This window comes from Dyella sp. AD56 (assembly GCF_002878475.1).
GTDB lineage: Bacteria > Pseudomonadota > Gammaproteobacteria > Xanthomonadales > Rhodanobacteraceae > Dyella.
Genome location: NZ_NRDP01000016.1, coordinates 21,313 through 48,290, shown reverse-complemented (window position 1 = coordinate 48,290; position 26,978 = coordinate 21,313). Strand labels below are relative to the sequence as shown.

General features: G+C 63.1%; 20 protein-coding genes. 15 read left to right on the top strand and 5 right to left on the bottom strand.

Annotated features, from left to right (window positions below; all coding sequences use genetic code 11):
• Positions 1-11: 11 nt before the first annotated feature.
• A complete protein-coding gene (gene putA / locus DyAD56_RS12160) occupies positions 12-3,182 on the bottom strand; it encodes a bifunctional proline dehydrogenase/L-glutamate gamma-semialdehyde dehydrogenase PutA (protein ID WP_102303032.1) in 3,171 nt (1,056 codons plus the stop codon).
• Positions 3,183-3,630: 448 nt separating this feature from the next.
• On the opposite strand from putA, the gene DyAD56_RS12155 reads away from it, so the two are divergent.
• The 5 genes from DyAD56_RS12155 (at position 3,631) to DyAD56_RS12140 (ending at position 7,903) form a co-directional block, all read left to right on the top strand.
• Positions 3,631-4,116 carry a DUF2244 domain-containing protein gene (locus DyAD56_RS12155; RefSeq protein ID WP_309445427.1) on the top strand — a complete coding sequence of 162 codons (486 nt, stop codon included), beginning with the start codon at positions 3,631-3,633 and terminating at the stop codon, positions 4,114-4,116.
• Positions 4,117-4,139: 23 nt separating this feature from the next.
• Positions 4,140-5,102: a cytochrome c oxidase subunit II gene (gene coxB, locus DyAD56_RS12150; protein ID WP_102303031.1), complete on the top strand. Its 963-nt coding sequence runs from the start codon at positions 4,140-4,142 to the stop codon at positions 5,100-5,102.
• A gap of 47 nt (positions 5,103-5,149) precedes the next feature.
• Positions 5,150-6,766 carry a cytochrome c oxidase subunit I gene (gene ctaD / locus DyAD56_RS12145; RefSeq protein ID WP_102303030.1) on the top strand — a complete coding sequence of 539 codons (1,617 nt, stop codon included), beginning with the start codon at positions 5,150-5,152 and terminating at the stop codon, positions 6,764-6,766.
• A 51-nt stretch (positions 6,767-6,817) separates the two neighbouring features.
• Positions 6,818-6,949, top strand: a complete 132-nt coding sequence (locus DyAD56_RS24445; RefSeq protein WP_255409216.1) for a hypothetical protein — start codon at positions 6,818-6,820, stop codon at positions 6,947-6,949.
• Positions 6,950-7,015: 66 nt separating this feature from the next.
• Positions 7,016-7,903 carry a cytochrome c oxidase subunit 3 gene (locus tag DyAD56_RS12140; protein ID WP_102303029.1) on the top strand — a complete coding sequence of 296 codons (888 nt, stop codon included), beginning with the start codon at positions 7,016-7,018 and terminating at the stop codon, positions 7,901-7,903.
• A gap of 168 nt (positions 7,904-8,071) precedes the next feature.
• On the opposite strand, the gene DyAD56_RS12135 is transcribed toward DyAD56_RS12140, so the two are convergent.
• Positions 8,072-8,287 carry a twin transmembrane helix small protein gene (locus DyAD56_RS12135; RefSeq protein ID WP_019464088.1) on the bottom strand — a complete coding sequence of 72 codons (216 nt, stop codon included), beginning with the start codon at positions 8,285-8,287 and terminating at the stop codon, positions 8,072-8,074.
• Between the two features lie 59 nt (positions 8,288-8,346).
• Between DyAD56_RS12135 and DyAD56_RS12130 the strand changes: the two genes are divergently transcribed.
• The 10 genes from DyAD56_RS12130 (at position 8,347) to DyAD56_RS12085 (ending at position 23,563) form a co-directional block, all read left to right on the top strand.
• A complete protein-coding gene (locus tag DyAD56_RS12130) occupies positions 8,347-9,084 on the top strand; it encodes an SURF1 family protein (protein ID WP_102303028.1) in 738 nt (245 codons plus the stop codon).
• A complete protein-coding gene (locus DyAD56_RS12125) occupies positions 9,081-9,650 on the top strand; it encodes a hypothetical protein (protein WP_102303027.1) in 570 nt (189 codons plus the stop codon). Before DyAD56_RS12130 ends, DyAD56_RS12125 begins: the two co-directional genes overlap by 4 nt.
• On the top strand, positions 9,650-10,816 hold the full coding sequence (locus tag DyAD56_RS12120) for a COX15/CtaA family protein (protein ID WP_102303026.1): 1,167 nt from the start codon (positions 9,650-9,652) through the stop codon (positions 10,814-10,816). Before DyAD56_RS12125 ends, DyAD56_RS12120 begins: the two co-directional genes overlap by 1 nt.
• 2 nt (positions 10,817-10,818) lie before the next feature.
• On the top strand, positions 10,819-11,727 hold the full coding sequence (gene cyoE / locus DyAD56_RS12115; protein WP_102303025.1) for a heme o synthase: 909 nt from the start codon (positions 10,819-10,821) through the stop codon (positions 11,725-11,727).
• An 890-nt stretch (positions 11,728-12,617) separates the two neighbouring features.
• On the top strand, positions 12,618-12,848 hold the full coding sequence (locus DyAD56_RS23580) for a hypothetical protein (protein ID WP_146010491.1): 231 nt from the start codon (positions 12,618-12,620) through the stop codon (positions 12,846-12,848).
• Between the two features lie 166 nt (positions 12,849-13,014).
• Positions 13,015-15,684: a magnesium-translocating P-type ATPase gene (mgtA, locus tag DyAD56_RS12105; protein WP_102303023.1), complete on the top strand. Its 2,670-nt coding sequence runs from the start codon at positions 13,015-13,017 to the stop codon at positions 15,682-15,684.
• A 216-nt stretch (positions 15,685-15,900) separates the two neighbouring features.
• A complete protein-coding gene (locus tag DyAD56_RS12100; protein ID WP_102303022.1) occupies positions 15,901-17,550 on the top strand; it encodes a Na/Pi cotransporter family protein in 1,650 nt (549 codons plus the stop codon).
• 289 nt (positions 17,551-17,839) lie between these two features.
• Positions 17,840-18,952: an efflux RND transporter periplasmic adaptor subunit gene (locus DyAD56_RS12095; RefSeq protein WP_102303021.1), complete on the top strand. Its 1,113-nt coding sequence runs from the start codon at positions 17,840-17,842 to the stop codon at positions 18,950-18,952.
• Positions 18,945-22,046 (top strand): CusA/CzcA family heavy metal efflux RND transporter, encoded by a 3,102-nt coding sequence (locus DyAD56_RS12090; protein ID WP_102303020.1) that lies wholly within the window; start codon positions 18,945-18,947, stop codon positions 22,044-22,046. Before DyAD56_RS12095 ends, DyAD56_RS12090 begins: the two co-directional genes overlap by 8 nt.
• A gap of 2 nt (positions 22,047-22,048) precedes the next feature.
• Positions 22,049-23,563 carry an efflux transporter outer membrane subunit gene (locus tag DyAD56_RS12085; protein ID WP_102303128.1) on the top strand — a complete coding sequence of 505 codons (1,515 nt, stop codon included), beginning with the start codon at positions 22,049-22,051 and terminating at the stop codon, positions 23,561-23,563.
• A 31-nt stretch (positions 23,564-23,594) separates the two neighbouring features.
• On the opposite strand, the gene DyAD56_RS12080 is transcribed toward DyAD56_RS12085, so the two are convergent.
• The 3 genes from DyAD56_RS12080 to dnaG form a co-directional block, all read right to left on the bottom strand.
• Positions 23,595-24,197 (bottom strand): pentapeptide repeat-containing protein, encoded by a 603-nt coding sequence (locus DyAD56_RS12080; protein ID WP_102303019.1) that lies wholly within the window; start codon positions 24,195-24,197, stop codon positions 23,595-23,597.
• 7 nt (positions 24,198-24,204) lie between these two features.
• Positions 24,205-24,831: a DedA family protein gene (locus DyAD56_RS12075; RefSeq protein ID WP_102303018.1), complete on the bottom strand. Its 627-nt coding sequence runs from the start codon at positions 24,829-24,831 to the stop codon at positions 24,205-24,207.
• Positions 24,832-25,034: 203 nt separating this feature from the next.
• Positions 25,035-26,819 (bottom strand): DNA primase, encoded by a 1,785-nt coding sequence (gene dnaG / locus DyAD56_RS12070; RefSeq protein WP_102303017.1) that lies wholly within the window; start codon positions 26,817-26,819, stop codon positions 25,035-25,037.
• Between the last annotated feature and the right edge of the window lie 159 nt (positions 26,820-26,978).

Below are 26,978 nucleotides of genomic sequence, written 5' to 3'. Positions count from 1 at the left end.
TCGTGTCGCGCTTACTCGCCGATGGTGAGCAGCGAAGCGTTGCCGCCAGCGGCGGTGGTGTTGATGGTGAGCGTGCGCTCGCCGGCAAAACGCAGCAGGTAGTGCGGGCCACCGGCCTTCGGGCCGGTGCCCGACAGGCCTTCGCCACCGAACGGCTGCACGCCGACCACGGCGCCGATCTGGTTGCGGTTGACGTAGCAGTTGCCCACGCGTGCACGGGTCTGGATGAACTCCACCGTGTCGTCGATGCGGCTGTGGATGCCCAGCGTCAGGCCGTAACCGGTGGCATTGATCTGGTCGACCACCTTCGGCAGGTCATCGGCCTTCCAGCGGATCACGTGCAGCACCGGGCCGAAGATTTCGCGGGTCAGCGTGGCGAGGCCCGGGATCTCATACGCGCGCGGCGCGAAGAACGTGCCGTTGCCGGTGGTCGCCGGATCCAGCGTCACTTCGCCGATCTTCTTCGCTTCCTTGTCCATGCGCGCGGCGTGGTCCACGAGGATCTTCTTCGCGTCCTCGTCGATCACCGGGCCCACGTCGGTGGATAGCTGGCCCGGATCGCCGACCTTCAACTCGGCCATCGCACCGGCAAGCATCGCATTGACCTTGTCGGCGATGTCTTCCTGCACGAACAGCACGCGCGCAGCGGAGCAACGCTGGCCGGCGGACTGGAATGCGGAGGAGATCACGTCCTTGACGATCTGTTCTGGCAGCGCGGAGGAGTCGGCAATCATCGCGTTCTGGCCGCCGGTTTCGGCGATCAACGCAGCGATGGGCGCGTTGCGCGCGGCGAGTGCGCGGTTGATCGCCCATGCTGTTTCGGTGGAACCCGTGAATGCGACACCCGACACACGCGGGTCACGCGTCAGTGCGGCACCGACGGTGGCGCCGTCACCCGGCAGATACTGCAGCACATCGGCGGGAACGCCGGCATCGTGCAGCAGCTTCACGGCGACGTAGCCGATCAGGCTGGTCTGTTCGGCGGGCTTGGCGAGCACGCTGTTGCCAGCGGCAAGCGCGGCGCTCACCTGGCCCAGGAAGATGGCCAGCGGGAAGTTCCACGGGCTGATGCAGACGAACACGCCGCGGCCGTTGAGGAACAACTGGTTGCTCTCGCCGGTCGGACCCGGCAACTGTTCCGGATGGCCAAACAAGCGGCGCGCCATGGTGGCGTAATAGCGCAGGAAGTCGGCAGCCTCGCGGATCTCGGCGATGGCGTCCGGCAGGCTCTTGCCTGCTTCGCGCACGCACAGCGCAATGAACTCGCCACGACGCGCTTCGAGCTGCTCAGCGGCGTGCTCAAGAATCGCAGCGCGGCTGGCGGCCGGCAGTCGATCCCACGCGTGATGCGCGGCAACGGCGTTGGCCAGCGCCTTGTCGACGGTGGCGCTGTCGGCGGTGACGTAGCTGCCCACGACCTGACGACGATCGGCGGGATTGGTCACCTGCACGGTAGCGCCGGTGCTCTTGGCACCCGGCACCAGCGGTTCGGCGTTCCACGGACCGTTGTTGCTATGGATTGCCTCGGCGAGGGCCTTCAGTTCGTTGTCGTTGGAGAAGTTGACGCCCATGGAGTTCTTCCGAAGTTCACCGTAGAGATTCACCGGCAGGGGGATGCGCGGGTGAGGGATGGAGGCAAAGGAGCGCACGGTCTCGCACGGATCGGCGACCAGTTCGCGCACCGGCAGCGATTCGTCAACGACGCGGTTGACGAAGCTGGTGTTGGCGCCATTTTCCAGCAGGCGGCGCACGAGGTAAGGCAGCAGGTCTTCATGCGTGCCCACCGGTGCGTACACGCGGCACGGCACGTTGAGCCCGCCCTTATTAGCATCGGGCTTGCCGATCACTTCGGCGTAAAGGTCCGTGCCCATGCCGTGCAGGCGCTGGTACTCGTACGGACGACCCTGCGCGATGTGATGCACGGCGGCGATGGTATGCGCGTTGTGCGTGGCGAACTGCGGGTAGATCAGTGCCACGCCCGCGTCCAACAGCTTGCGCGCACACGCGAGGTACGACACGTCAGTGTTCGGCTTGCGCGTATACACCGGGTAACCGGAAAGGCCGTTTTCCTGCGCGCGTTTTACTTCCGCGTCCCAGTACGCGCCCTTCACCAGGCGCACGTACCAGCGGCGGCCGGAGGCACGCGCGGTTTCGATCAGCCAATCGATGACGAAGGGCGTGCGCTTGGCATAGGCCTGCACCACGATGCCAAGGCCGTTCCAGCCTTCCAACGAGGGATGCGCGAACACGTCGCCAATGATGTCGAGGGAAAGCTCCAGGCGATCCGCTTCTTCCGCATCGACGGAAAGCGCGATGCCCTGCTTCATCGCCAGCTGCGACAGCTCAAGCAACTTGGCAGTGAGATCACGGCGCGCAATCTCACGCTTGGCCACTTCGTAGCGCGGGTGCAGTGCGGAGAGTTTCACCGAGATCGACGGTGCATCGGTGTGATTGGCGAACGGACCACGCGACCCGATCGACGCGATCGCGTTGCGGTAATCCTGCTGGTAGCGCTCAGCAGTTTCGCCGGTGAGCGCCGATTCGCCCAGCATGTCGTAGGAATAGCGATACATCGCATATTCCTTCTGCGCGCAACGATCCAGTGCGTCGCCGATGGTCTGCCCCATCACAAACTGGTGACCCATGATGCGCATGGCCTGACGCACGGCCAGACGAATCGCTGGCTCACCTGCGCGGCCCACCAAGCGACGCAGCGCGCCGGTGAAATCGTGGCGGGTTTCTTCCGACAGCGTCACCAGCTTGCCGGTGAGCATGAGGCCCCAGGTCGACATGTTGACGAACACCGACTCGCTCTGGCCCAGATGCTTCTTCCAGTTCGCATCACCCAGCTTGTCGCGGATCAGCTTGTCCGCGGTGGTTTTGTCGGGGATGCGCAGCAGTGCTTCGGCCACGCACATGAGCAGCACGCCTTCTTCCGAAGAAAGGTCGTACTGGCGCATGAAGGATTCGACCGCGCTCTGGTCCTTGGCGCGGGCCCGCACGCGGGTCACCAGCTCAGCGGCCAGGTCGATCACCTTTTCGCGCTCGACAGCGGGCAGGGTGGCTTGGGCAAGCAGGTCGTTGACCGCTTCGGTTTCGTCGCGCAGCCAGTTGGCGGTAATGCGCGCACGCGCCGGCTCCACGCCGGTCGGCAGTTCGGGACTGAGAATGAGCTGTGTCACTAGAGTTTTAGCCGAGACGTTGGTGGGGCGGGGAATCGCGGGATTGTACTTGTGGGGGAATACGCACGCACCCGTACGTGGTGCTGCGGTGCGGCAGGGGCATGCCGCCGACCTACATATATATGTGGGCGGGGCAGGAGAACCGGTAGAGAGGTGCCCGGGCCGGATGTTCTGTCGCCCTGCGGCATGAGAACGGGGGCGGCAGATTGACATGTGGCAAACCGTCGCACCCCTCGCGCGACCCACGGAGGCTGACCCGGGCATGTCGGAAGCCCATCGCCCAAGCCCATGACAATCCACACAATCGCACGGAGACACACGTCGTGCGCATGCCGACAGATACCGCGGCGTGCGTTCATCCTTGCTTCAAATCAAGCACATGCGGCGTTGTTGCTCCCCGACGCGCTCGCGGCCTATCATGCCTGCGTTCCAGGCACGCCGGGTTCTCATGATCGTGCTTCGACCAGCAGTGGCCGGCTTGCCGTGCGCGACGATGTGGCTCAAGCCCAATCGCGCCCTCAGCCGCCGCGACCTGCGTCGACTGATCGGAGGCCTGGCAGCGCTGGCGCTGACGACGGCCGTGTTGGGAGCATGGCAGGGGAATGTCTTTGCTCCTCTATTCGCACTGGTCGAGTCCACCGCGGTGGCTTTCGCCTTGGGCGTGGCTTGGCGGGCGGGCGACCGCAGCGAACGCATCACCCTCGACGAGTCGTCGCTGGAGGTGCAATCCCTGCCAGGTCGGCGAAGTGCGCGCTTTCAGACGTACTGGGTGCGTGTACAACTGGTGTCTGGCCAAGGGAGAGGCCGTCTGTTGCTGACGTCGCACGGACGGGAGCTGGAAATCGGGGCTTTCCTCGGGGAAGAGGAGCGTGCCGAGCTGTCAAGGAAACTCATGGTGCTGCTGGCGGAGTTGACTCAAAAGCAGCGCAGGTAGGTTCAACAAAGGTGCATCACGACATGACATCTGGCGGCATCAGGCCTAGTGGTATCAAGCGAGCGGTCACGGCAGCACTCTTCGCACTCACGATGTTCGGCGGCGTGGCGCTCGCCAATCCGCAGCCCGGGCAGTTGAACATGACCCGCGGCGTATCCACCTGGTCACCTGAGGCTTACTTCCTCAACAACGTTGCCTTCGGCGTTTGCGTCGTTATCGGCATCCTCGTGTTCGGCGCGATGTTCATCGCCATGTTCCGCTTCCGCAAATCGCGCGGCGCAGTGGCCGAAAAGTGGTCCCACAACACGACGCTGGAAATCGTGTGGACCACCATCCCCGTCATTATCCTGATCGTGCTGGCTTATCTCGCCACGGGCGGTCTGCGCACGTTCGCCGACACCACGGGCTCGGAAATGACCGTCAAGGTCACCGGCTACCAGTGGAAGTGGCGCTATGACTACATCGACTACAAGGGCAAGGCGATCGACAAGGTCGGCTTCATGTCCAAGCTCGACAAAGAAAGCGACGAGACGCGCCAGCTGAACTCGGGTCTCGACCCGAACGCAGTGAAGGTCGACGGTTACAACACCTACCTGATCAACGTGGACAAGCCGCTGGTGGTACCGGTCGGCACCAAGATCCGCTTTGTCATCACCGCTGGCGACGTGATCCACTCGTGGTGGGTGCCGGCGCTGGGCTGGAAGATGGATGCCATCCCGGGCATCGTCAACGCGGCCTGGACCAACATCACCGAGCCGGGTGTGTACCGCGGTCAGTGCGCCGAGTTGTGCGGCCAGGATCACGGCTTTATGCCGATCGTGGTGAAGGCGCTGCCGAAGGCCGAGTTCGAGAAGTGGCTGGCCCATCAGGAAGCCGAGGCCAACAAGCCCGCGCAGCCTGCTGCTCCGGCGGCGGCTTCCACCGCTGCCGTACCCGCTACGGCGCAGGCGACCGACGCACCTGTTTCGCAGGGCCATCAAGGCTGAGCAATCAGCCCATCAACAGCATTCGCATTTAGGTAGAGGTGTAAGGCATGGCCCACGCAGCTACACACGATCATCACGATGATCACCACGGCGCGCCCAAGAATTTCTTTGTGCGTTGGTGCATGTCCACCAACCACAAGGACATCGGCACGCTCTACCTGGTGTTCTCGCTGTTGATGTTCTTCATTGGCGGCAGCTTCGCGATGGTGATCCGCGCGGAGTTGTTCAAGCCCGGCTTGCAGCTGGTGCAGCCGTACTTCTTCAACGAAATGACCACGATGCATGCGCTGGTCATGATCTTCGGCGCGGTGATGCCGGCCTTCGTGGGCCTGGGCAACTGGATGATCCCGCTGATGATCGGTGCGCCGGACATGGCGTTGCCGCGCATGAACAACCTGTCGTTCTGGATCTTGCCGTTCGCCTTCGCGCTGCTGCTGTCCACGCTGTTCCTTCCGGGCGGTGGCCCGGCCGGCGGTTGGACGATGTATCCGCCGCTGTCGCTGCAGGGTGACTCGGTGGCGTACCTGGTGTTCGCGGTGCACTTGATGGGTATCAGCTCCATCATGGGCGCGATCAACATCATCGCGACCATCCTCAACATGCGTGCGCCGGGCATGGATCTGCTGAAGATGCCGGTGTTCGTGTGGAGCTGGTTGATCACGGCGTTCCTGCTGATCGCGGTGATGCCGGTGCTGGCGGGTGCGGTGACCATGCTGCTCACCGACAAGTACTTCGGCACCAGCTTCTTCAATGCCGCGGGCGGTGGCGACCCGATACTGTTCCAGCACATCTTCTGGTTCTTCGGTCACCCCGAGGTCTACATCATGATCTTGCCGGCCTTTGGCCTGGTGTCCGAGATCATCCCGACCTTCGCGCGCAAGCCGATCTTTGGTTACAAGGCGATGGTGTTCGCCATCGCGTCGATCGCCTTCCTGTCGTTCATTGTGTGGGCGCACCACATGTTTGCGGTGGGTCTGCCGCTGGGCGGCGAAATCTTCTTCATGTACGCCACCATGCTGATTGCGGTGCCGACGGGCGTGAAGGTGTTCAACTGGGTCAGCACCATGTGGGGCGGCTCGATGACGTTCGAAACGCCCATGCTATTTGCCGTGGCGTTCGTCATCCTATTCACCATCGGCGGCTTCTCCGGTCTGATGCTGGCCCTGGCCCCGGCGGACTTCCAGTACCATGACTCGTACTTCGTGGTGGCGCACTTCCACTACGTGCTGGTGACCGGCGCGATCTTCGCCATCATCGCCGCCACGTACTACTGGCTGCCCAAGTGGACCGGCCACATGTACTCGGAGACCTGGGGCAAGATCCATTTCTGGAACAGCGTGATCTGGGTGAACGTGTTGTTCTTCCCTCAGCACTTCCTGGGCCTGGCCGGCATGCCGCGCCGCATCCCCGACTACAACGTGGCATTCGCCAACTTCAACATGATCAGCTCGATCGGCGGCTTCCTGTTTGGCGCTTCGCAGCTGATCTTCGTGGGCGTGATCATCCACGCGGTGTGGTTCTCCAAGAAGAAGGCTCTCGACCGCGTGTGGGAAGGTGCCAGGGGCCTGGAGTGGACGCTGCCGTCGCCGGCGCCGTACCACACGTTCGAAGTGCCGCCGGTGATTCACGACGAAGAACTGGCCCATGGCCACACCGACGATTGATACCAAGCATGATCGCTCCGGCCTTGTGCCGGGGCGACGGGAAGCGAACGGATGAACCAGTCATCGACAACAACGATCGAGCAGGCCCGCAAGAAGGGCGTCCGACTCACCGTCACGGTGTTCGGTGGCATTGCCTTCGCGATCTTCGTGCTCTCGTTGTTGCAGGGGCTGAAGTACTCCTGACGCGACCGCTGTCGCATTTCCATGTCGTACCGTTGACGTAGACAGAGCGTTCCACAGGGATCTCACATGGCTCAGCAAGAAGGCGTTTATTTCGTTCCATCCAAGAGCCAGTGGCCGATCGTGGCTGCGGTGGTCATGTTCGTGACCGTGCTCGGTGCCGCCCATTGGCTGAATGCGCCGCCGGGTGAAGCGAGCTTCGGCAAGACGATGCTTACCATCGGCTTCGTTGGCATCCTGCTGATGTTCTTTGGCTGGTTCCGTTCGGTGATCCGCGAATCGCTGGCGGGCAACTACAACAGCCAGGTGGATCGCTCGTTCCGCATGGGCATGATGTGGTTCATCTTCTCCGAGGTGATGTTCTTCGGCGCTTTCTTCGGTGCGCTGTTCTACGCCCGCATGTTCGCGGTGCCGTGGCTCGGCGGCGAAGGTCACGGCGTGCTGACGCACCAGTTCCTGTGGGACAACTACGCCGCCTCGTGGGGTGCTAGCGGCGGTGGCGGTCCGGGGCGCATCGGTGGCTCGTTCCAGACCGTGGCGCCGTGGGGCCTGCCGCTGCTGAATACGCTGATCCTGCTTTCCTCCAGCGTCACCGTGACCATCGCGCACCATGCGCTGAAGGCCGGTCATCGCGGCAAGATCCTCGTGTTCCTCGGCCTCACCGTGCTGCTGGGCGCCACCTTCCTGTGGTTCCAGGCGCACGAGTACATCGAGGCCTACAAGGAGCTCAACCTCACGCTCCAGAGCGGCGTGTACGGCTCGACCTTCTTCATGCTCACCGGCTTCCACGGCATGCACGTGACGCTGGGCACGATCATGCTGGCGGTGATCTGGCTGCGCGTGGCCAAGGGTCATTTCACCAAGGAGCACCATTTCGCGTTCGAGGCGGTGGCCTGGTACTGGCACTTCGTCGACGTGGTGTGGCTGGGCCTCTTCATGTTCGTCTACATTCTCTGAGGCGCTGACGCGTCGCAACAAAAAGCCCGCCGAATGGCGGGCTTTTTGTTGGATCCGCCACCGCCCTTCGGACGCGCTCCGGGATGGAAAAACGAAGGCCCGCCAGTGGCGGGCCTTCGGGGAACCAGATGTCGCAAGCGAGGCGCCAGCGACGGCGGGAAGCTACAATTACTGGCCCACGCCATGCGGATGGAGCCAGCCCATCCAGATGCCAAGCACGACCATCAGGATGAGCAGCACCGACAACCCGATGCGGCGCGTCAGCGCCCACACCGTGCGCTTGCTGCCTTCCTTATCGGTCATCATGAAGTACAAGGCCTGACCAAGATTGAACAACACCACCAGCAGCAGAATCACCAGCGCATATTTGTAGATGGTTTCCACGTGATAGGTCCGAACGTTTTTGACATCCGCAGTATAGCGGTCGTGCACGGTGCCACTGCGTGAAGTGGCTGCGCCGTCCGTCGTGGTTTGCGCTGCTGCTCACGGTGGCTGGCGCCTTGCTTTTCATACGTTTGGGCGTGTGGCAGCTGCATCGCGCGGACGAAAAAGAGCAAATTCTGCGGCGGTATGCCACAGCGGAAACAGCTGCCCCGCGCGACTTTGCCGCAGTGGCCTCGAATCCCCCCGTCGATGCGTTTCCGCGCATTCGCGTGGAGGGTGAGTACCGCACCGATCGTCTCTACCTGCTGGACAACCCGAAACACGATCAGCGCGGCGGCGTGGAAGTCTATGCGCCTTTCCGTCTGCACAGCGGCGACCACCTGCTGCTGGTGGACCTCGGCTTTCTACCCGGTAACGGCACCGATCAGGTGCCACAATTGCCGCCGTTGCCCACGGGTGTGCAAACGCTGCAGGGTCTCTATGTGCCGGCCCCTGGGGTAGGCTTCGAAATGGGTGGCAATGCACTGGCGCGCCAGACGCAGTGGCCCAAGACCACGGTCTACCTGGAGCTGCCGCAAGTGGCCGCCGACCTTGGCACCGCGTTATATCCGCAGGTGCTCATCCTTGATGCGGACCCTTCCTCCATCTACGTGCGCGAGCACACCATCGACTTCTCGGCGATGCCACCGGCGCGCCATCGCGCCTATGCTTTCCAGTGGTTTACCTTCGCCGTCGCGGCGGTAGTGATCTTGCTGGTACTGCATCGTCGTCGACCTTCCCGATCGGACAAACCATGAACTCACCTGATTCCACCGCGTTGCGTAAAAGTCGCCTGAAGCTGCTGCTGATCGCGCTGGTGTTCGCTGCGCCGATCGTTGGGGCGATGTTGCTGACGCTCTCGGGTTGGCAGCCCAGTGGGAAGGCCAACGGCCAGCCGGTCACGCCACAGCGCAACTTCGCCGCGGAGCAAGTGCCGGTATCCCTGACCAATGGCGATACCTGGGCGTGGCGCGCCAGTGAGCCGCAGCTCACGCTGGTAGCGCTGGTCGGGCCTGATTGCGCGAAACAATGCATGGATGTGCTCACCAAGATCGCCGCGGCGCGCATCACACTCAATCAAAACGCATCGCGCTTGCGCCTGCTGTACGTGGGCAAGCCGCCAGCCGATGCTGCCGCCAGCGGCATGACGAGCTATTGGAAGCTGGGCCAGGATTCGATGGGGGCCTTGGCGCCGTTCACGCCGACTACGCCCGATACGGTCAATGCGCTGTTGGTCGAATCCGACGGTACCGCGCTGTCGTTCTATCCTGCGGGCTTCGATCCCACCGGCTTGCGCAAGGACCTTCAGAAGGTGATCCGCTGATGACCGCCCGTTCCATCAGAGTGCTGCGCGGCCTTGCGTTGCTCGCGGCCGTGTTCGCCTTTGGCGTGGTGATGTTCGGCGCATTCGTGCGCTTGTCCAACGCAGGGCTTTCCTGTCCGGACTGGCCGACTTGCTATGGCCGCGCCGCGTGGCCGGAGCAGCAGCACGAGATCGCGCAGGCCAATCAGGCTTTCCCGGATCGCCCGTACGAAACGCACAAAGCGTGGCGCGAGCAGGTGCACCGCTTCCTTGCAGGCACGCTGGGTACGCTGGTGCTGGCGCTTGCGTTGGTGGCCAGCTGGCGCCGGCCATGGGCGCGCTACGCGGTGATCGTCGGTGCGATCTGCGCCGCGGTAGGCGTCGGGATGTACATCAAGGGCGAGCACCACTGGTCGTTATGGGTGTCACTCGCGGCCATCGGATTGCCACTTATCGCGGCCATGGGACTCGACCGGCCGGGTGCATGGCGCATCAGCGTGCTGGCCTTCGCCGTGGTTGTGTTCCAGGCGATGCTCGGCATGTGGACGGTGACCTTGCTGCTTAAGCCCATCGTGGTCATGGGCCACTTGATGGGCGGTATTACGACGTTCGCCTTGCTGGCCTATGCCGCGTTGCGTTTCGCGGGCGTTAGTGCGCCCAACGACAGCTATGCCGGTCTGCGCGCGGCGGTGGTAGTCGGTATCGTGCTGTTGCTGGCGCAGATCGCACTGGGCGGTTGGACCTCGTCCAACTACGCGGCGCTCGCCTGCGGTACGGGCTTCCCCAAATGCCTGGGCCAGTGGGCTCCGCCCACTGATTTCCATGAAGCCTTCGTATTGTGGCGCGGCATTGGCGTGAACTACGAAGGTGGCGTGCTCGATATGGCCGCGCGTAGCGCTATCCAGATCACGCATCGCATCGGTGCGTTGGTGGTGTTCTGCTATCTGGCCTGGCTGTCGCACCGCGTATCGCGCCGAGGCCTGCGCGCGCAGGGGCTGGCGATTGCCGTGGTGTTGGTGGCGCAAGTACTGCTGGGCATCAGCAATGTGCATTTTGGGCTGCCGTTGCCGGTGGCAACGCTGCACAATGGCGTGGCTGCGCTGCTGTTATTCACGCTACTGGCTACGCTGGCGCGCACACAGAAGCGTCATGGCGACGCGATGTTTCTTTCCTACGGACACCGTTGACGATGAGCAGACGTTTCCATGAGTACCTGGAACTGACCAAGCCGCGCGTCGTCGCGCTGCTGGTGTTCTGCGCCGTCATCGGTATGTTCCTCGCCGTACCTGGCATGCCGCCGTGGCGTGCGCTGGTGTTCGGCACGCTAGGTATCTGGATGGCGTCGGGCTCAGCTGCCGCGTTCAATCACCTGATCGACCAGCGCATCGACAAAGTGATGGCGCGCACCGCGCATCGCCCGCTCGCCACCGGGCAGCTCACGCCACGCCAGGTGTTTACGTTTGCGCTTGTTCTGGGCGCGCTGTCGATGGTGGAGCTGGTAGTGCTGGTCAATCCGCTGACCGCGCTGCTCACCTTCGGTGGCTTGATCGGTTATGCCGTGGTCTATACGGCTTACCTCAAGCGGGCGACGCCGCAGAACATTGTGATCGGTGGGCTGGCTGGCGCGATTCCGCCGGTGCTCGGCTGGACAGCGGTGACAGGTGCGTTGCATCCGTTCGCACTGCAGCTTTGCCTGATTATTTTCGTGTGGACGCCGCCGCATTTCTGGGCGTTGGCGATTTTCCGCCGCGACGATTATTCGCGTGCGCAGGTGCCGATGTTGCCGGTGACGCATGGCGTGGTGTTTACGCGCTGGCACGTGTTGTTCTACACGATCCTGCTGGTGCTGGTGACGTTGCTGCCGGCGCTGACGGGTTATAGCGGGATGGTGTATCTGGGCGGCGCGGTGGTGTTGGGTGCTGGTTTTCTGTATTACGCGGTGCGGTTACTTAATCCGCCGGATGAGTTTTTCGCGATGAAGGTGTTTAACTATTCCATCGTGTACTTGATGGCGTTGTTTGCGTTTTTGTTGGTGGATCATTGGTTGATGGAGCCGTTGGTGCAGCATCAGGGTGTGGTGCTCGAGCGCACGATTTGACGTTGTTTTCTCCCTCTCCCCTGCGGGGAGAGGGTTGGGGTGAGGGGTGGGTGCTCGCCTTATCGTTTCAACGAAATCGTCATCCCGGCGCAGGCCGGGAACCAGTTTCTGTATTCTTAGTTGTCGCGTGGCGGCGACCTGGCTCGCCTGCGGCGGGCTTTCGACCTCCTGCCGGAGGCCGAGTCACTTTTCTTTGCGTGCCCACGCACGCGCAGGAGCGCGTGCGAACGGCGGAGCCGGCCCGAAGGGCGAAGGGCAGGATGCCCGGAGTAAAGAAAAGTAACCCAAAGAGCGGGCCCCCCGGATGAGGCGCCTATCGGGCTGAAGCCCGGAACCCGGCCAGCCACCCCTGCGGGGCCTTCTCTCCACCCGCCCGCCGCCTCATACGGGGACCCGGTAGATCAAAAGCCGGGGCGAAGAGCAAAAGCCAAAAGCCAAAAGCCAAAAGCCAAAAGCCAAAAGCCAAAAGCCAAACCAGTAAAGCGAATGCCCATCTGTGGGGCGCCTTGTGCGCGACTTCAGTGCGGCGTTGTCACTGAACCCTGCGAGCTTCCGTTACGGCCGCCCTCACATCCCACCCCAACCCCTGAACGCAGCAACTTTCGCCACCCCAAACCCTTGTCATAGGGTTGACACTTCTGCACCGCAGCAAGACAATGCGCGCGCCACCGGGCGCAACCTGCCCTCAGTGGCCTCTGTCCTATCAACCCAAGGCATATGGACGTTTACCCTAGTCGCAACGTCGACATCCGCGAGCATCGGGTGCCGGCATTGCATTACAAGCTGATCTGCTGCGGCGACCGCCTGCGGTCGGCTGGCGCTTTCCTGGACTAGGGAAGACCGGCCCTCCCCTGACGGCGCCACAGCGCCGTTAACGAGGAGAAAGGGCCATGAAGCTCCTTCGCGATTTCTTTCGTCTGCGTGTTGCCCGCTCGGGCAGCCGTGTGGATTCCCGTTCCTGGACGATCACCGTGCCGGCTCCGTTGAGCCAGGTGCAGGATGTTCCGTCGTCCGAAGCTCACCGCCTTTCCGACGCTCCCCGTGGCCATCAGGTCGCGCGCCGGAAGGAACATGCCGTTTCGCAAGCGCATCGTCATCTGCAGCTGGTATCCAGTCACTGATGAAGACCTCGTCGCGCCTTGTGCTGCCGCGTAAGGGCTGGCCTCCGCCAGTTCCGTGGTGCCGAGGGCGGCGAAGTCCGTAATGCAGGTCTTGGCGTCACTCGCGGGGTAAGCCCCGCCGGCTCGCTGGTCCGGCCCAGATGTCCCGATTTCACGGAAGCGAGTCATGTTGAAGCACTCCACCCAGACGGTCCCCAACAAGGCGGCCGGCTCGAGCGCCGCCGCGCCGGTGCGCGTGGTCGTCGCCCAGGAGGCGTTCCGCCATAACGAGGCGCTGTACGCGGCCCTCGATACCAGTGCCGCCGGGCTCAATGAAGAGCAGATCAGCGAGCGCCTGGATCGTGACGGCCTCAACGAGGTCTCGCACGAGAAGCCGCCGCACTGGTCGGTGCAACTGCTCAAGGCGTTCAAGAACCCGTTCATCATCGTGCTGCTGGTGCTGGCGGTGGTGCAGGTGGCCACGGACAGCAGCGATCTCACTGGCCCGATCATCATCGCGGTGATGGTGGGCATCAGCGTGCTGCTGAGCTTTACGCAGGAATACCGTTCCTCGAAGGCAGCGGAAAAGCTCAAGGCGATGGTGCGCAACACCGCCACGGTGACGCGTCGCGCCTCGGATGGTCACAGCGAGCGCATCGAAGTGCCGGTGGGCGAGCTGGTCGCGGGTGACATCGTGCATCTGGCCGCGGGCGACATGGTGCCGGCTGACCTGCGCCTGGTTTCGGCGAAGGACCTGTTCATCAGCCAGGCCATCCTCACGGGTGAGTCGCTGCCGGTGGAGAAGTCGGCACCCGCGCACGTGCACAGCGGTGAGGAGCTGGAAGGCAGCGCGCACAGCGACAACCCGCTGGATCTGCCCACCATCTGCTACATGGGCACCAATGTCGTGAGCGGCACTGCCACGGCGGTGGTGGTGGCGACGGGTGCGCGCACGTACCTGGGCTCGATTGCGCGGACCATCGTCGGTCAGCGCGTGCAGACCAGCTTCGACAAGGGCGTGAACAGCGTCAGCTGGCTACTGATCCGCTTCATGGCGGTGATGGTGCCGATCGTTTTCCTGATCAACGGTCTGGACAAACACGACTGGCTGCAGGCGTTTCTGTTTGCGCTGTCGGTGGCGGTGGGCCTGACGCCTGAGATGCTGCCGTTGATCGTGACGGCGAACCTCGCCAAAGGCGCTTTGGCCATGTCCAAGCGCAAGGTGGTGGTGAAGCGCCTCAACGCGATCCAGAACTTCGGTGCGATGGACGTGTTGTGTACCGACAAGACCGGCACCCTCACGCTCGACAAGATCGTGCTGGAGCGCCACCTGGATCTGTACGGTGAGGAATCGGACGAGGCGCTGGAATACGGCTACCTCAACAGCCGTTTCCAAACCGGCCTGAAGAACCTGATGGACAAGGCGGTGCTGACGCATCGTGACCTGGAAGAGGTCGCGCAGCACTACCGCATCGTTGACGAGATCCCGTTCGACTTCCAGCGTCGCCGTATGTCGGTGGTGCTGGGCAACGGTGATGGTCACGAGCTACTCGTGTGCAAGGGTGCGGTCGAGGAGATGCTGGCGATCTGCTCGTCGGCGATGGCCGGCGACGAAGTCTTGCCGATGACCGACGAGATGCGCGCGGACATCAAGGCGATGACGCGCGGCCTTAATGAGGACGGTCTGCGCGTGCTTGTGGTCGCTATCAAGCGCCAGCCGCCGGCCAGCCGGGCCTACGGCGTGGCCGACGAAAGCAACCTTATCGCGGTCGGCTGCTTGGCCTTCCTCGATCCGCCGAAGGACAGTGCAGCCACCGCCATCGCGGCGCTGCATCACCACGGCGTCGAAGTGAAGGTGATCACCGGCGACAACGAGGCGGTGACGCGCAAGATCTGCCGCGAAGTGGGGCTGGATGTCGAGCACTCGGCGCAGGGCAAGCACATCGAGCCGTTGAACGACGACGAGCTGGATGTGCTGGTGAAGCGCACGACGGTGTTCGCCAAGATGTCGCCGCTGCAGAAGGCGCGCGTGGTGAAGTCGCTGCAGCGTCAGGGCCACACCGTGGGCTTCCTGGGCGACGGCATCAACGATGCGCCGGCGTTGCGTGAAGCCGATGTGGGTATCTCGGTGGATACCGCCACCGACATCGCCAAGGAATCGGCGGACATCATCCTGCTCGAAAAGAACCTGATGGTGCTGGAAGAGGGTGTTATCGAGGGTCGCATCACCTTCGGCAACATCATCAAGTACATCAAGATGACCGCCAGCTCGAACTTCGGCAACATGTTCTCGGTGCTGATCGCGAGTGCGTTCCTGCCGTTCCTGCCGATGTTGCCGTTGCAGATTCTGGTGCTGAACCTGCTGTACGACATCTCCCAGCTGTCCATTCCGTTCGACCGCATGGACGACGAGTACCTGCGCAAGCCGCGCAAATGGGACGCCAGCGACATCGGCCGTTTCATGGTGTGGATCGGTCCGGTGAGCTCGATCTTCGACATCACCACGTTCCTGCTGCTGTGGTACCTGTTCGGCGCAAATTCGCCGGAACACCAGTCGTTCTTCCAGTCCGGTTGGTTCATCGAGAGCTTGCTCACGCAGACCTTGATCGTGCACATGATCCGCACGCGCAAGATCCCGTTCCTGCAGAGCATTGCCTCGGCACCAGTGCTGGCGCTGACCACGGCCATCATCATCATTGGCATGTACGTGCCATACACGGACCTTGGCGCGAAGATCGGCATGATGCCGATGCCGGGCGTGTACTTCGGCTGGCTTGCCGCGACGGTGCTCACGTACTGCGTGCTGACCCAGCTGATGAAGTTGGTCTATATCCGGCGGTACGGGCGCTGGCTGTAAGCTGAGGTCACGGCGGCCGTGGCCGCTGTGACCATCCGGTTGGTCGTTCCGTTGCGAGCGGAACGACGACGATGCGGGCTGGCGGTTTGCCGTGGGCAGTCGTCGCCGGTTGGCCATTCCATAAGGACGCCGCCAAGGCGTTTCGTCTGATCACAGACTCCCGCAAGGGAGTGCGTGGATGCTCTTGCGTCACGCTTCAACAAGGGAGGTCATGCCATGAAAGGCACCTTCGCTCTTCTCGACATTGCGGGTTACGTTGCCCTGCTGCTGTGGGGCACCCACATGGTCACCAGTGGCGTGCTCCGTGGCTATGGCAGCATGCTGCGCCGCTGGATGGGTCGCTATCTCGGCCATCGCCCGGCTGCGCTTGGCTTCGGCGTATGCGTCACGGCACTGCTCCAGAGCAGTACCGCGACCGGCCTGATGGCTACTTCATTCGCTGCCAGCGGTTTTCTTGGCCTGGCTCCCGGGCTGGCCGTCATGCTTGGCGCCAATGTGGGTACCACGCTGATCGTGCAGGTGATGTCGTTCGACATCTCCATCGTGGCACCTGTGCTGATCCTGATCGGCTTCACCATTCATCGCCGCACGGACGATGTGAGCTACGAGAACCTCGGTCGCGTCGCCATCGGCCTGGGCCTGATGCTGCTCGCCCTGCATCTGCTGGTTGGCGCGATGGCGCCGGTGGAGAATGCCGCGGTACTGCACGCCATCCTGCAGAGCCTGGCCAGCGAGCCGGTGCTCGCGATGCTGGTGGCCGCGGTGCTGACCTGGGCCTGCCATTCCAGCGTCGCGGTGGTGCTGTTGATCGTGTCGCTGGCGACCGCGGGCGTGGTTGACGCGCCGGGGGCGCTCGCACTCGTGCTGGGCGCCAACCTCGGCAGCACTATTCCCGCGTTGATGGAGGCGCATACGCCGTTCGCCCGCCGCTTGCCGATGGGCAACCTGATGGTGCGTGCGTTTGGCTGTGTGGTGTGCCTACCGTTGCTGCCGTTGATCGCGCACTGGTTGGCTCCGCTCGGCGCATCGCCGGCGCGCATCGTGGTGAACTTCCACACCGCGTTCAACTTGGCACTCGCGTTTATCTTCATCGTGCCGGTGGAAAGCCTGGCACGCCTGCTTGTGCGCCTGCTGCCCGAGCCCCCCAAGCCCAATGATCCGGGTGTGCCGCAGTATCTGGATGAGGGCGCGCTGGATTCAGCCAACGTCGCGCTGGCGAACGCAGCGCGTGAATCCATGCGCATGGCCGATATGGTGGAGAGCATGCTCAAGGGCCTGGTCGAGGTGTTCGGCAAGGACGATCGCACGCGCGCCGCTGCCGTTAGCCGAATGGACCCTTCACTGGACAAGCTGGGCATGGCCATCCGCGAGTACCTGGCGGATCTTGGTGGTCAGGCGTTGAACGAGGAAGACGGCGAACGCAGCCAGGAGATCCTCGCGTTCGTCATCAATATCGAGCACATCGGCGACATCACCGCCAACAACCTGATGGAGTTCGCCGCCAAAAAGGCAGCCAGCGGACAGGATTTCTCTGCAGACGACATCCAGGACCTGGCTGCCATGCACACGCTGGTGATGGAAAGCCTGCGTTTGGGCCTGACCGTGTTCCTGCGTGGCGATCTGCGCGCGGCGCAGCAGCTCATTGCCCGCAAAGAGGCACTGTGGCGGCTGGAGAACGAAGCGTCGGAGCGGCACATCAAGGCGTTGCGCGAGCGTCGTGACGGCGGTGGTGGCGGGGACGTCTATCTGCGCATCCTGCGCGATCTCAAGCGCATCCATTCGCACCTGGCGGCGCTGGCCTACCTGCCGTTGGAGCGCGCCGGCCTGTTGCAGGATCGCCTTGTGCGCGAGCCGGCGACGACCTGACGTAAGCCTCGCTGGCTATCGTATTAACCCTGTAAAGGAGCAACGGCACATTGGACCCGGACCCATCGACTGAGATCGAATTTTCTTGCTGACGACGCCGTCCTCGTTCCTGCGCGTACTCCTTCCGGAGTGATTCCCGCGAGCGGTGGCTGACGTCGGTCACACCGCGAGCGGGGCATGCGTTTCAGCTCCAGGCGATCTGAAACGCCATCCCCTTCGCAAATACTTCTCCGCTGCCGGTACGGTGGTGGAGAGCAGCCGCATGCCAAATATTTGCAGGGGAATCCCCATGTTTTACCGCCTGTCCCGCACTTTCATTGCCCTGTCCATCGTTTCGTTGCTCGCCGGCTGCGGCCACCGTGCCGGCGACCAGGCCGTCGCACCGGCTTTCGTGGACGACCATGGGGTGCTGCGCGTGCCGGATGGTTCGCCGCTGCGCAAGGAACTGGTCATCGCCCCGGTCCAGATGCAGGCCGCGCCGCACGCCATGCAGTTCCCCGCGACGGTGGAGGCCGACCCTGCGCGGACGGCGAATGTGCTGGCGCCGCTCACAGGCCGCATCAGCGATCTGAAGGTTGGGTTGGGCGACCACGTGACCCGCGGCCAGCTGCTCGCAGTGATCGATTCGGGCGATATGGCGCAGGCCAATGCGGACGTGGTCAAGGCCACCGATGCGCTCGCCCTGGCCAAGAAGGCGCTGGACCGCGCGCGGGGTGTGCAGCAGGCGGGCGGCAACGCGGTGAAGGATCTGGAAACCGCGCAGAGCAACGACAACCAGGCCCAGGCCGAGATGGACCGCGCGCAAACGCGTCTACGCTCCTTGAGCGCCGAAGGTCAGCAGGGGACGTCGCGCAGCATCCGCATCACGGCACCCATGAGCGGCTACATCACGGCGCTGAGCGCCGCTCCCGGCACCTACGCTAACGATGCCAACGCCGTGCTGATGACCATTTCCGACCTCGATTCAGTCTGGATCACTGCCAACGTGCCGGAAGCCGACGTCGGCCACATTGCCAAGGGGCAGGCGATGGACGCGACGTTGTCTGCCTACCCGGATCAGGCCTTCCATGGTCAGGTGAGTTTCGTCAGCCAGGTGCTGCAGTCCGATACGCGTCGCGACATGGTGCGCGCAGTGTTCTCCAACTCGGATGGACGCCTGAAGCCGAACATGTTCGCCCAGGCCAGCATCGCCGTGCCGCAGCCTGCACAGGTGCTCGTGCCCCAATCCGCATTGCTGATGAACAACGACAACACTACCGTGTTCGTGGAAGTGTCGCCGTGGACGTTCGAGCGCCACACCGTGGAGCTGAGCTACGACGAAACGGCCGGTGCCCGCGTACTGAAGGGCCTCAAGGCCGGCGATCGCGTGGTGGTGAAGGGCGGGGTTCTGCTCAATGATTAACGCGATCTTCCACTTCTGCTTCCAGAAGCGCGTGCTCTTCATCGTCGTTTCGGCGCTGGTGTTGTGCTTCGGCTATTACTCGTGGACGCAGTTGGCCATTGAGGCCTATCCGGAGCTGAGCGACGTCACCGCCCAGGTGACCACGCAGGTGCCGGGTCTCGCCGCGGAGGAAATCGAACAGCAGATCACCATTCCGTTGGAGCGTGGCCTGTCGGGAACGCCGGGCCTGGTGAGCATGCGTTCGAGCAGCACGTTTGGCCTGTCGCTGATCACCCTGGTGTTCAAGGATGGCGCCGAGGATTACTGGTCACGCCAACGCGTGATGGAGCGCATCAGCCAGGTGACGTTGCCGCCGGGCATCACGCCCGGGCTTGATCCTGTGTCCGGCCCGGCAGGTGAGATCTATCGCTACACGCTTGAATCGACCAGCAAGAATCTGATGGAGCTGTCGGAGCTTCAGCGTTGGGTGGTGGTGCCCGCACTGGAGCGCGTTTCCGGCGTTGCCAACGTGGACATCTTTGGCGGCTTCACCAAGGAGTTCCGGTTGGAACTCGACCCGAACAAGCTGCTGAAATATGGCGTCAGCATCAGTCAGGTCAGCAGCGCGATTTCTGCCAACACCGCCAATGCAGGCGGCGGGCGCATCACCCGCGGTGAGCAGTCGTACATCGTGCGTGGCATCGGCATGGTGCATACGCTGAAGGATCTGGGTGATGTCGTGGTGACCCAGAGCAATGGCGTGCCCGTACTCGTGCGCGATCTCGGCAAGCTGGAGTACGGCCATCAGGTTCGCGAGGGCATTCTCGGCAAGGACAACAACCCCGATACCATCGAGGGCATTGTCGATCTTCTCAAGTATGAAAATCCTTCTCGTGTGTTGGAGGGTATCCACTCCACAGTCGCTGAGCTGAACAAGCAGCTCGCGGCGCAGGATGTGCGCATCGTGCCGTATATCGACCGCGATGACTTGGTCGAGGCCACCAAGGAAAAGGTCTTCCACACCGTGATGGAAGGCGTGGGCCTGGTGTGCATTGTGCTGATCCTGTTCCTGGGCAGCCCGCGCTCGGCCATGGTGGCGGCGGTGGCCATTCCCATGTCGCTGGTGACGGTGTTCATCCTGATGCAGTTCACGCATATGCCGGCGAACTTGTTCTCGCTGGGTGCTATCGACTTCGGTGTGATCGTGGACGGCACCATCGTGGTGACGGAAGCCATCTTGCGTCGCCGCGAGGAGAAGCCCGAGGCCGTACTCACCGAAGACGACGTGATGACGGTGACCAAGCATGTAGGTCGCTCGATCTTCTTCGCCACCTTGATCATCGTCACGGCTTACTTGCCGTTGTTCGCGTTCGAGCATGCTGAGGGCAAGCTGTTCCGCCCTATGGCATTCACCGTGGGCTACGCGCTATTGGCGGCCTTGCTTTGCACGGTCACGCTCACGCCGGGATTGGCGTATATCGCGCTGCGCAAGCCGCGGAAGATCTTCCACAACAAGCCGCTGGAGCGTCTGCAGCGCGCGTATACAAACTCATTGGGCCGCCTGCTGGGCAAGTTGCCGATTGTGTACTCGGTGGCCGGCGTCGCTTTTGCCGGCGTGCTGATACTGGGTATGACCATTGGCCGCGAATTCTTGCCCGAGCTGGACGAAGGCTCGCTGTGGCTGCAGGTGCAGATGCCCACCGGTCTGTCGCTGGACAAGGCCAGTGCCATGACAGCGGATCTGCGTCGCGCAGTGCGCGAATTTCCCGAAGTGTCCTTCATCGTCACCCAGTTGGGTCGCAATGACACGGGTACCGACCCGTGGACACCGTCACACGTCGAGTCTGGCGTGGGATTGAAGCCGTACGACAAATGGCCGGATCATGAGAGCAAGGCGGAGTTTCTGCGTCGCTTCAATGCCCGCATGCAACAGATCCCCGGCATCTCGGTCGGCATCAGCCAGCCTATCGTTGACGGCGAGAACGACATGATCGGTGGTGCGCACAGCCCATTGGTGTTGCGCATCTATGGCGACGACCTCAGCGAACTGCGCCGCATCGGCGGCGAGATCGTGGACGTGCTGCATGGGGTGCGTGGCACGGCGGATGCATCGATCTTTCAGGAGCCGCCGATCCCGCAGCTGGCGATCACTGCCGATCGCGATGCGGCGGCACGCTACGGCATCAATGTCGGCGATATAAGCAATCTCATTCAGACGGCCATTGGTGGATCACCGATCACGCAAGTATATGTGGGGGACCGCACCTACAATGTGACGGCACGCCTCTCCAACGAGACTGCAAACAGCCTGGAAGCCATCGGCCAGTTGCCTTTGACCTCTGCCAGCGGGGCGCAAGTACCGTTGAAGCAAGTGGCGGATATCCGCTACAAGACGGGCGAAAGCACCATCGCACACGAGCAGACCAAACGGCAGATCACCATTCGCGTGGACAACCGTGATCGCGCGCTTTCCGAGTACCTTGCTGATGCGCAAGCCCAGATCGATGCCAAGGTGCATTTCGACAAGCAGGCCTATCAGCTGCAATGGGCTGGAACATTCGAGAATCAACAGCGAGCGCAGGCCCGTCTCGTGGTGGTGATGAGCTTGGTGCTGGCGATTATGCTGGTGTTCCTGTTCTTCGAATTCGGCAAGCTGCATCAGGCGGTGATGGTATTGGCGGTCGTTCCGCTGGCGACCGTCGGTGGCCTGATTTCACTGCACGTGCGCGGGGAGACGCTCAATATCGCTACTGCTGTGGGCTTCATCGCGTTGTTCGGTGTCGCGGTACAGAACGGCATCATCATGGTGGCCAACATCAATCGCGTGCGTAAGGAAGGCCTGCACCTGCGTGATGCCGTGCTGGAAGGCGCTACCGAGCGTTTCCGCCCCGTGTTGATGACGGCCACCGTGGCCAGCGTAGGCATGTTGCCGGCAGCGCTCGCCACCGGCATTGGCACTGACGTGCAGCGCGGACTCGCCACCGTGGTGGTGGGCGGTCTACCTATCGCGACACTGCTGACGCTGTTCATCCTTCCGGGCTTCTATTTCGCCATCGAGCGATTCATTGAGCGCCGTCGTCGCCAACATCGTCCGCACCCGTCGAAGGTGCTGTGATCATGAAAAAGACCACGTTCCGTCATTCGATTCGTCCGCTGCTCGCATGGAGCATCGCCGTTGCTCTTGCCGGTTGTGCCGTCGGGCCGAACTACAAGCGGCCCCAGGCGCCCGAAGCCACAGAGTACGCACCCGCACCGATCGCGCACGACACCGCGTCGGGGATTGGCCCGGGTGGCGAGTCGCAGCATCTGCTGCAGTCCATGGATATTCCTGGCCAGTGGTGGACGCTGTTCCACTCCGAACCGCTCAATGCGTTGATTGATGATGCGCTCAAGCACAACCCGGACGTGGAAGCCGCGCACGCCTCGCTCAAAGTGGCGTGGGAGGCCGTGTATGCACAGCGCGGAGCGTATTTCCCCCAGGTCAATGCCAACGCGAACTCCACGCGGACGGATACCGCTAACGACGTGGCCAGCGGTGCGGCGTCCAACGCGAGCCTTTACAACCTGACCACGGCGCAGGTCAGCGTGTCGTACGTGCTCGACCTGTGGGGCGGCAACCGTCGCCAGGTGGAATCGCTGGTGGCGCAAGCCAATCAGCAGCGCTATCAGTTGGAAGCCACCTACCTCACGTTGACCAGCAATGTGGCGAATGCGGCCATCGAGGAAGCCTCGTTGCGCGCGCAGATCCAGACGACGCACGAGATCATCGAAGCGCAGACTCGCATTCTCGACACCTTGCAGAGACAGCGCACGCTGGGCGACGTATCCGATGCGATCGTGGCTGCCCAGGTCACTGCGCTGGAGCAGAGCAGGGCCACGCTGCCGCCGCTGGACAAGCAACTGGCGCAGCAGCGCGATCTGCTGGCCACTCTGACCGGACGCACGCCGGATCAGCGCATCGATGCGCAGTTCACGCTGGACAGCCTGCAGCTTCCCTCCGACCTGCCGCTCAGCCTGCCGGCGCAACTGGTGGAACAGCGGCCCGACGTACGCATGGCGGAGGAACAGTTGCATTCGGCCAGTGCGCAGGTGGGCGTTGCGATCGCCAATCGGCTGCCCAACGTGCAGATCAACGGTTCGTTTGGCGGGACCTCGGAAAAGGCCAGCCAGGTATTCAGCGCGGGCAGCGGTTTCTGGAGCCTCGGGGCGTCAGTGACGCAGCCTTTGTTCGATGGCGGCACACTCAAGCACAAGCAGCGTGGTGCGGAAGCAGCCTATACGCAGGCTGCCGCGCAGTACCGCAGCACGGTACTTCAGGCGGTGCAGAACATGGCCGACACGCTGCACGCCATCGATGCGGATGCTCAGGCGCTGGCGGCCAACGAACGCGCCGAACGCGCAGCGGCGCATAGCCTCGATGTGGCGAAACGGCAGCTGGCACTGGGTGATCTGAGCGAAAGCGCCATGCTTAGTACCGAGCTGGCGTGGCAGCAGACGGCGCTGGCGCTGGTGCAGGCACGAGCTGCGCGTTATGCCGATACCGTTGCCTTGTTCCAGGCGTTGGGTGGCGGTTGGTGGCATCGCAAGGATGTGGAAGACGTCGCTACGGGGCGTACAGAAGGCTCGCACTGAACCGTAGGGTTGGCGCTGCCGTGATGCAGTGTCAGCCTTCGAGCTCGATGCCCAGGCTGTCCAGCAGGGCAACCGCTTCCGGTAGCGAGAAGCGTGCGTGCTTGATGTCGTTATGGAATACGTCGATGCGATAGTTTTGCGCATCTATGAAATTGGCCCGTCCGAGCCGAGTGCGCGCAAATACGCTGTCGCGCAAGTCGGTGCCGTGGAAATCGGCGTCCTCGCAATTCGCGTCAGTGAAATCCACATCCAGCGCGCGGCATTCGATCAGCGCGAACTCGCGCAGGTCCAGGCCGAAGAACGAAGAGTCATTGATCACGCAGCGTTCGAAAGCGAGGGCTTTGGCCATGCGTACGCGCGGCCAGTGGGCGCGAGTCCAATCGATGCCCACCATCTTGCAGTCGATGAAACGGGCCGCATCGAAGCCGCTGCCGGTGAGCTTTGCCAGGCTCAGATTGCACTCGCGGAACTCGCAGTCGCTGAAACGGCAGCGCGCCAGCGTGGCCTCGCTGAACTGGCAGCGGACGAAGCTGCAGTCGTGGAAGCGGATGCCATCGAGGGTGGCGCCGTTGGCTTGCACGTCCTCGAACGTCGCGTCGTCGTAGGCCTTATCGGTCCAGGGCAGGGCAGTCATGCGTGGATCAGCGCGAGCCCGGTTCGCACGTCACGCGCCGCTTATGGCGCCACCACAGCACCAGTGCCACCAGCAGCACTGCGCCGCCGACCAGCCACAGGCCGTTCTGGCCACGATGGATCCATTTGGCTAGCCACTCGTGATTGTCGGCGCCGAAGTAGCCCAGATACACCCAGATCGGCACGCTGATCAGCGCGGCCAGTCCGTCGAGCAGGAAGAAGCGCAGGAAGGTCACACGGTGCGTAGAGCCTGCGGTGATGAACACCGCTGTGCGCATGCCGGGCAGGAAGCGTGCGATGAACATCAGGCGGTTGCCATAACGCTCGAACTTTTCCTGCACCTTGGCGTAGCGCTCGGGCGTGAGCACGCGCGCTACGAAACGCAGCTTGAGGATGCGTGCACCGAAGTGATGGCCAAGCAGGAACATGCCCGCGTCGCCCACCAGTACGCCGGCCATACCGACACCGAACATGGTGTGCACGTTGGCGTAGCCGAGGCCGGCGATGACACCACCGGCGACGAGGGTGATGTCCTCGGGCAAAGGCACGCCGGCGCCGCACAGCAACAACGCGAGGAATACCGCGAGGTAGCCGTTCTCAGCGAACACCGTGATCAGTCGTTCAAGCAGTTCCATCTACATCCATGCCTTGGCGGACTACCCAATGCTTCACAAGAGGATTCGATGATCCCATACGAAGACGTCCATACGCTTGTCGCAGCGCAGGATGTCCCATGTTCCCTCTTTCAAAGGGCATCGCTGGGGCGAGGCGGGCATCTTGCCGGGTGGTTGGTTAGAACCCTGTTGTGTCGTGCCGGGGGCGCCCGTGGGGCGTCGTGTCAAGCGGAAGGCCTGGTCACCCTTGCGGCGAGCAGCTCGCGCAGTTCCGCTTTTTCCGCGCTGTCCAGTGTGCTTTCGCGGCTCTTGGCGGTGAGCCAGTCGCGGCGCTGGATCACCGCTTGCTGTTCCATGCGCCGCAATGCGTCGAAGAACTCGGCGCGCTGCGCTTCCGGTTCCCCCACCACCATGGCCGCCATCAGCTTCTGTAGGGCGGGGTACTCGGGGCGCTCGGCGAAGTGTTCCACCAGCATGGCCGGGTTGATGCCCGGCCGCGATCGCGCTATGTCGATCAGCTCGGCCAGCAGTTCCACGCCGGGCTTGTCCATGCGCAGGAAGCCGTACGGTCGTTCCACCTGATCGGCAGCGCCGGGTTGCGCCAGCAGCAGGGCGATGGCGCTGCGCACCAGCGAGCGTTGCACCACGGTGGGACGATTCACCGATGTGCGCGGTGCGGGTGCGGTGTCGAGAGTCGCGCGCGCGCCGGTACGTTTTTCCAGCTCCTGCGCCATCAGGTCGCGGAACGCGCCGTCAGGCAGGCGGGCGATCAGGGGGCGTGCACGTTCGGCCAGACGCGCGCGGCCGTCCAGGCTGCCGGTGTCGACGTCGTGTGCCAGCTCGCCGAAGAAATACTCGGAGAGCGGCGTCGCGGCTTTCAGGCGTTTCTCGAAACCGTCTTTGCCTTCCTTGCGGATCAGCGTGTCCGGGTCCTCGCCATCAGGCAGGAAAAGGAAGTACGCCTGCCGACCGTCGCGAAGGCGTGGTAGTGCCGATTCCAAGGCCTTCCACGCGGCGGCTCGGCCCGCGCGGTCGCCGTCGAAGCAGAACACCACGTCGGGCGCGGCGCGGAATAGCACTTCGGTGTGCTCCGGCGTGGTCGCGGTGCCCAGCGTGGCCACCGCGATGGGCAGGCCGGCCTGGTGCATGGCAATCACGTCCATGTAGCCCTCGACCACCACGATGCGCGCAAGACTGGGATTGGCCTGCTTTACCTGCCACATCGCAAACAGTTCGCGGCCTTTGTGGAACAGCGGCGTTTCTGGCGAGTTGAGGTACTTGGGGCCAGGCTCTTTTTGAGGAGTGCGGGCAGGGGTGCCCGCTTCTTGACCTTCGCGCGCAGGAGGCGCGCTGGAAATAATGCGGCCGCCGAACGCGATCACACGGCCGCGTCGATCGAGAATGGGGAACATCAGGCGTTCGCGGAACCGGTCGTAACGGTTGCCACGCTCGTTGCTGGCTACCATGCCGGCTTCGTTGAGCAGCTTCATGCGGCGATCGTTGCCGCCGAGCGCCTTGATCACGCCGTCGAAACCGGCGGGCGCCCAACCGATACGGAAGCGCTGGATGGTCTGTGCATCCAGTCCGCGCTTCTTGCAGTAAGCCTGCGCTTCGGCGCTGTGCGGCAGCTCCTTTTCGTACCAGCCGGCCGCAGAGTCGAGCAGCGAGTAGAGATCGGTCTTGTCCTCGCGAGGACGATCGTCGCCGCCTTCGCGGGGCACGGTAAGGCCGACCGATTGCGCCAGTTCTTCCACCGCATCGGGGAATTCCAGGCGCTCGTAGTCCATCAGGAACTTCACCGCGCTGCCGTGCGCGCCGCAGCCGAAGCAATGGTAGAACTGCTTGGCGGGACTCACGTAGAACGATGGCGAGCGTTCGTTGTGGAACGGGCAGCAGGCGGTCCATTCGCGGCCGGCTTTCTTCAGCGGCACGCGCCGCTCGATCACGTCAACGATGTCGACGCGGGCAAGCAGTTCATCGATGAAGCTGTCTGGGATACGTCCGCGCATAAGGCGCTTAGTTTATCGGCTGTGGCGTGCTGGCGGGCGCGTTTCTGGCCGCGTGTCCCCCGATTCGGGCCGCACGGCCCACTGTGCCTGTCATCGGGCTGCCCTATGCTGTGGTTGGGGAAGCCGTCATGGCTTGGGGGTGACATGGGGAATGTATTG

Excerpts from the sequence above, each read along its gene's own strand:
- DyAD56_RS12155 (WP_309445427.1), top strand. The coding sequence starts at position 3,631 with ATGATCGTGCTTCGACCAGCAGTGGCCGGCTTGCCGTGCGCGACGATG.
- coxB (WP_102303031.1), top strand. The coding sequence starts at position 4,140 with ATGACATCTGGCGGCATCAGGCCTAGTGGTATCAAGCGAGCGGTCACG.
- ctaD (WP_102303030.1), top strand. The coding sequence starts at position 5,150 with ATGGCCCACGCAGCTACACACGATCATCACGATGATCACCACGGCGCG.
- DyAD56_RS24445 (WP_255409216.1), top strand. The coding sequence starts at position 6,818 with ATGAACCAGTCATCGACAACAACGATCGAGCAGGCCCGCAAGAAGGGC.
- DyAD56_RS12140 (WP_102303029.1), top strand. The coding sequence starts at position 7,016 with ATGGCTCAGCAAGAAGGCGTTTATTTCGTTCCATCCAAGAGCCAGTGG.
- DyAD56_RS12125 (WP_102303027.1), top strand. The coding sequence starts at position 9,081 with ATGAACTCACCTGATTCCACCGCGTTGCGTAAAAGTCGCCTGAAGCTG.
- DyAD56_RS12120 (WP_102303026.1), top strand. The coding sequence starts at position 9,650 with ATGACCGCCCGTTCCATCAGAGTGCTGCGCGGCCTTGCGTTGCTCGCG.
- cyoE (WP_102303025.1), top strand. The coding sequence starts at position 10,819 with ATGAGCAGACGTTTCCATGAGTACCTGGAACTGACCAAGCCGCGCGTC.
- DyAD56_RS23580 (WP_146010491.1), top strand. The coding sequence starts at position 12,618 with ATGAAGCTCCTTCGCGATTTCTTTCGTCTGCGTGTTGCCCGCTCGGGC.
- mgtA (WP_102303023.1), top strand. The coding sequence starts at position 13,015 with ATGTTGAAGCACTCCACCCAGACGGTCCCCAACAAGGCGGCCGGCTCG.
- DyAD56_RS12100 (WP_102303022.1), top strand. The coding sequence starts at position 15,901 with ATGAAAGGCACCTTCGCTCTTCTCGACATTGCGGGTTACGTTGCCCTG.
- DyAD56_RS12095 (WP_102303021.1), top strand. The coding sequence starts at position 17,840 with ATGTTTTACCGCCTGTCCCGCACTTTCATTGCCCTGTCCATCGTTTCG.
- DyAD56_RS12090 (WP_102303020.1), top strand. The coding sequence starts at position 18,945 with ATGATTAACGCGATCTTCCACTTCTGCTTCCAGAAGCGCGTGCTCTTC.
- DyAD56_RS12085 (WP_102303128.1), top strand. The coding sequence starts at position 22,049 with ATGAAAAAGACCACGTTCCGTCATTCGATTCGTCCGCTGCTCGCATGG.
- DyAD56_RS12080 (WP_102303019.1), bottom strand. The coding sequence starts at position 24,197 with ATGACTGCCCTGCCCTGGACCGATAAGGCCTACGACGACGCGACGTTC.
- DyAD56_RS12075 (WP_102303018.1), bottom strand. The coding sequence starts at position 24,831 with ATGGAACTGCTTGAACGACTGATCACGGTGTTCGCTGAGAACGGCTAC.
- dnaG (WP_102303017.1), bottom strand. The coding sequence starts at position 26,819 with ATGCGCGGACGTATCCCAGACAGCTTCATCGATGAACTGCTTGCCCGC.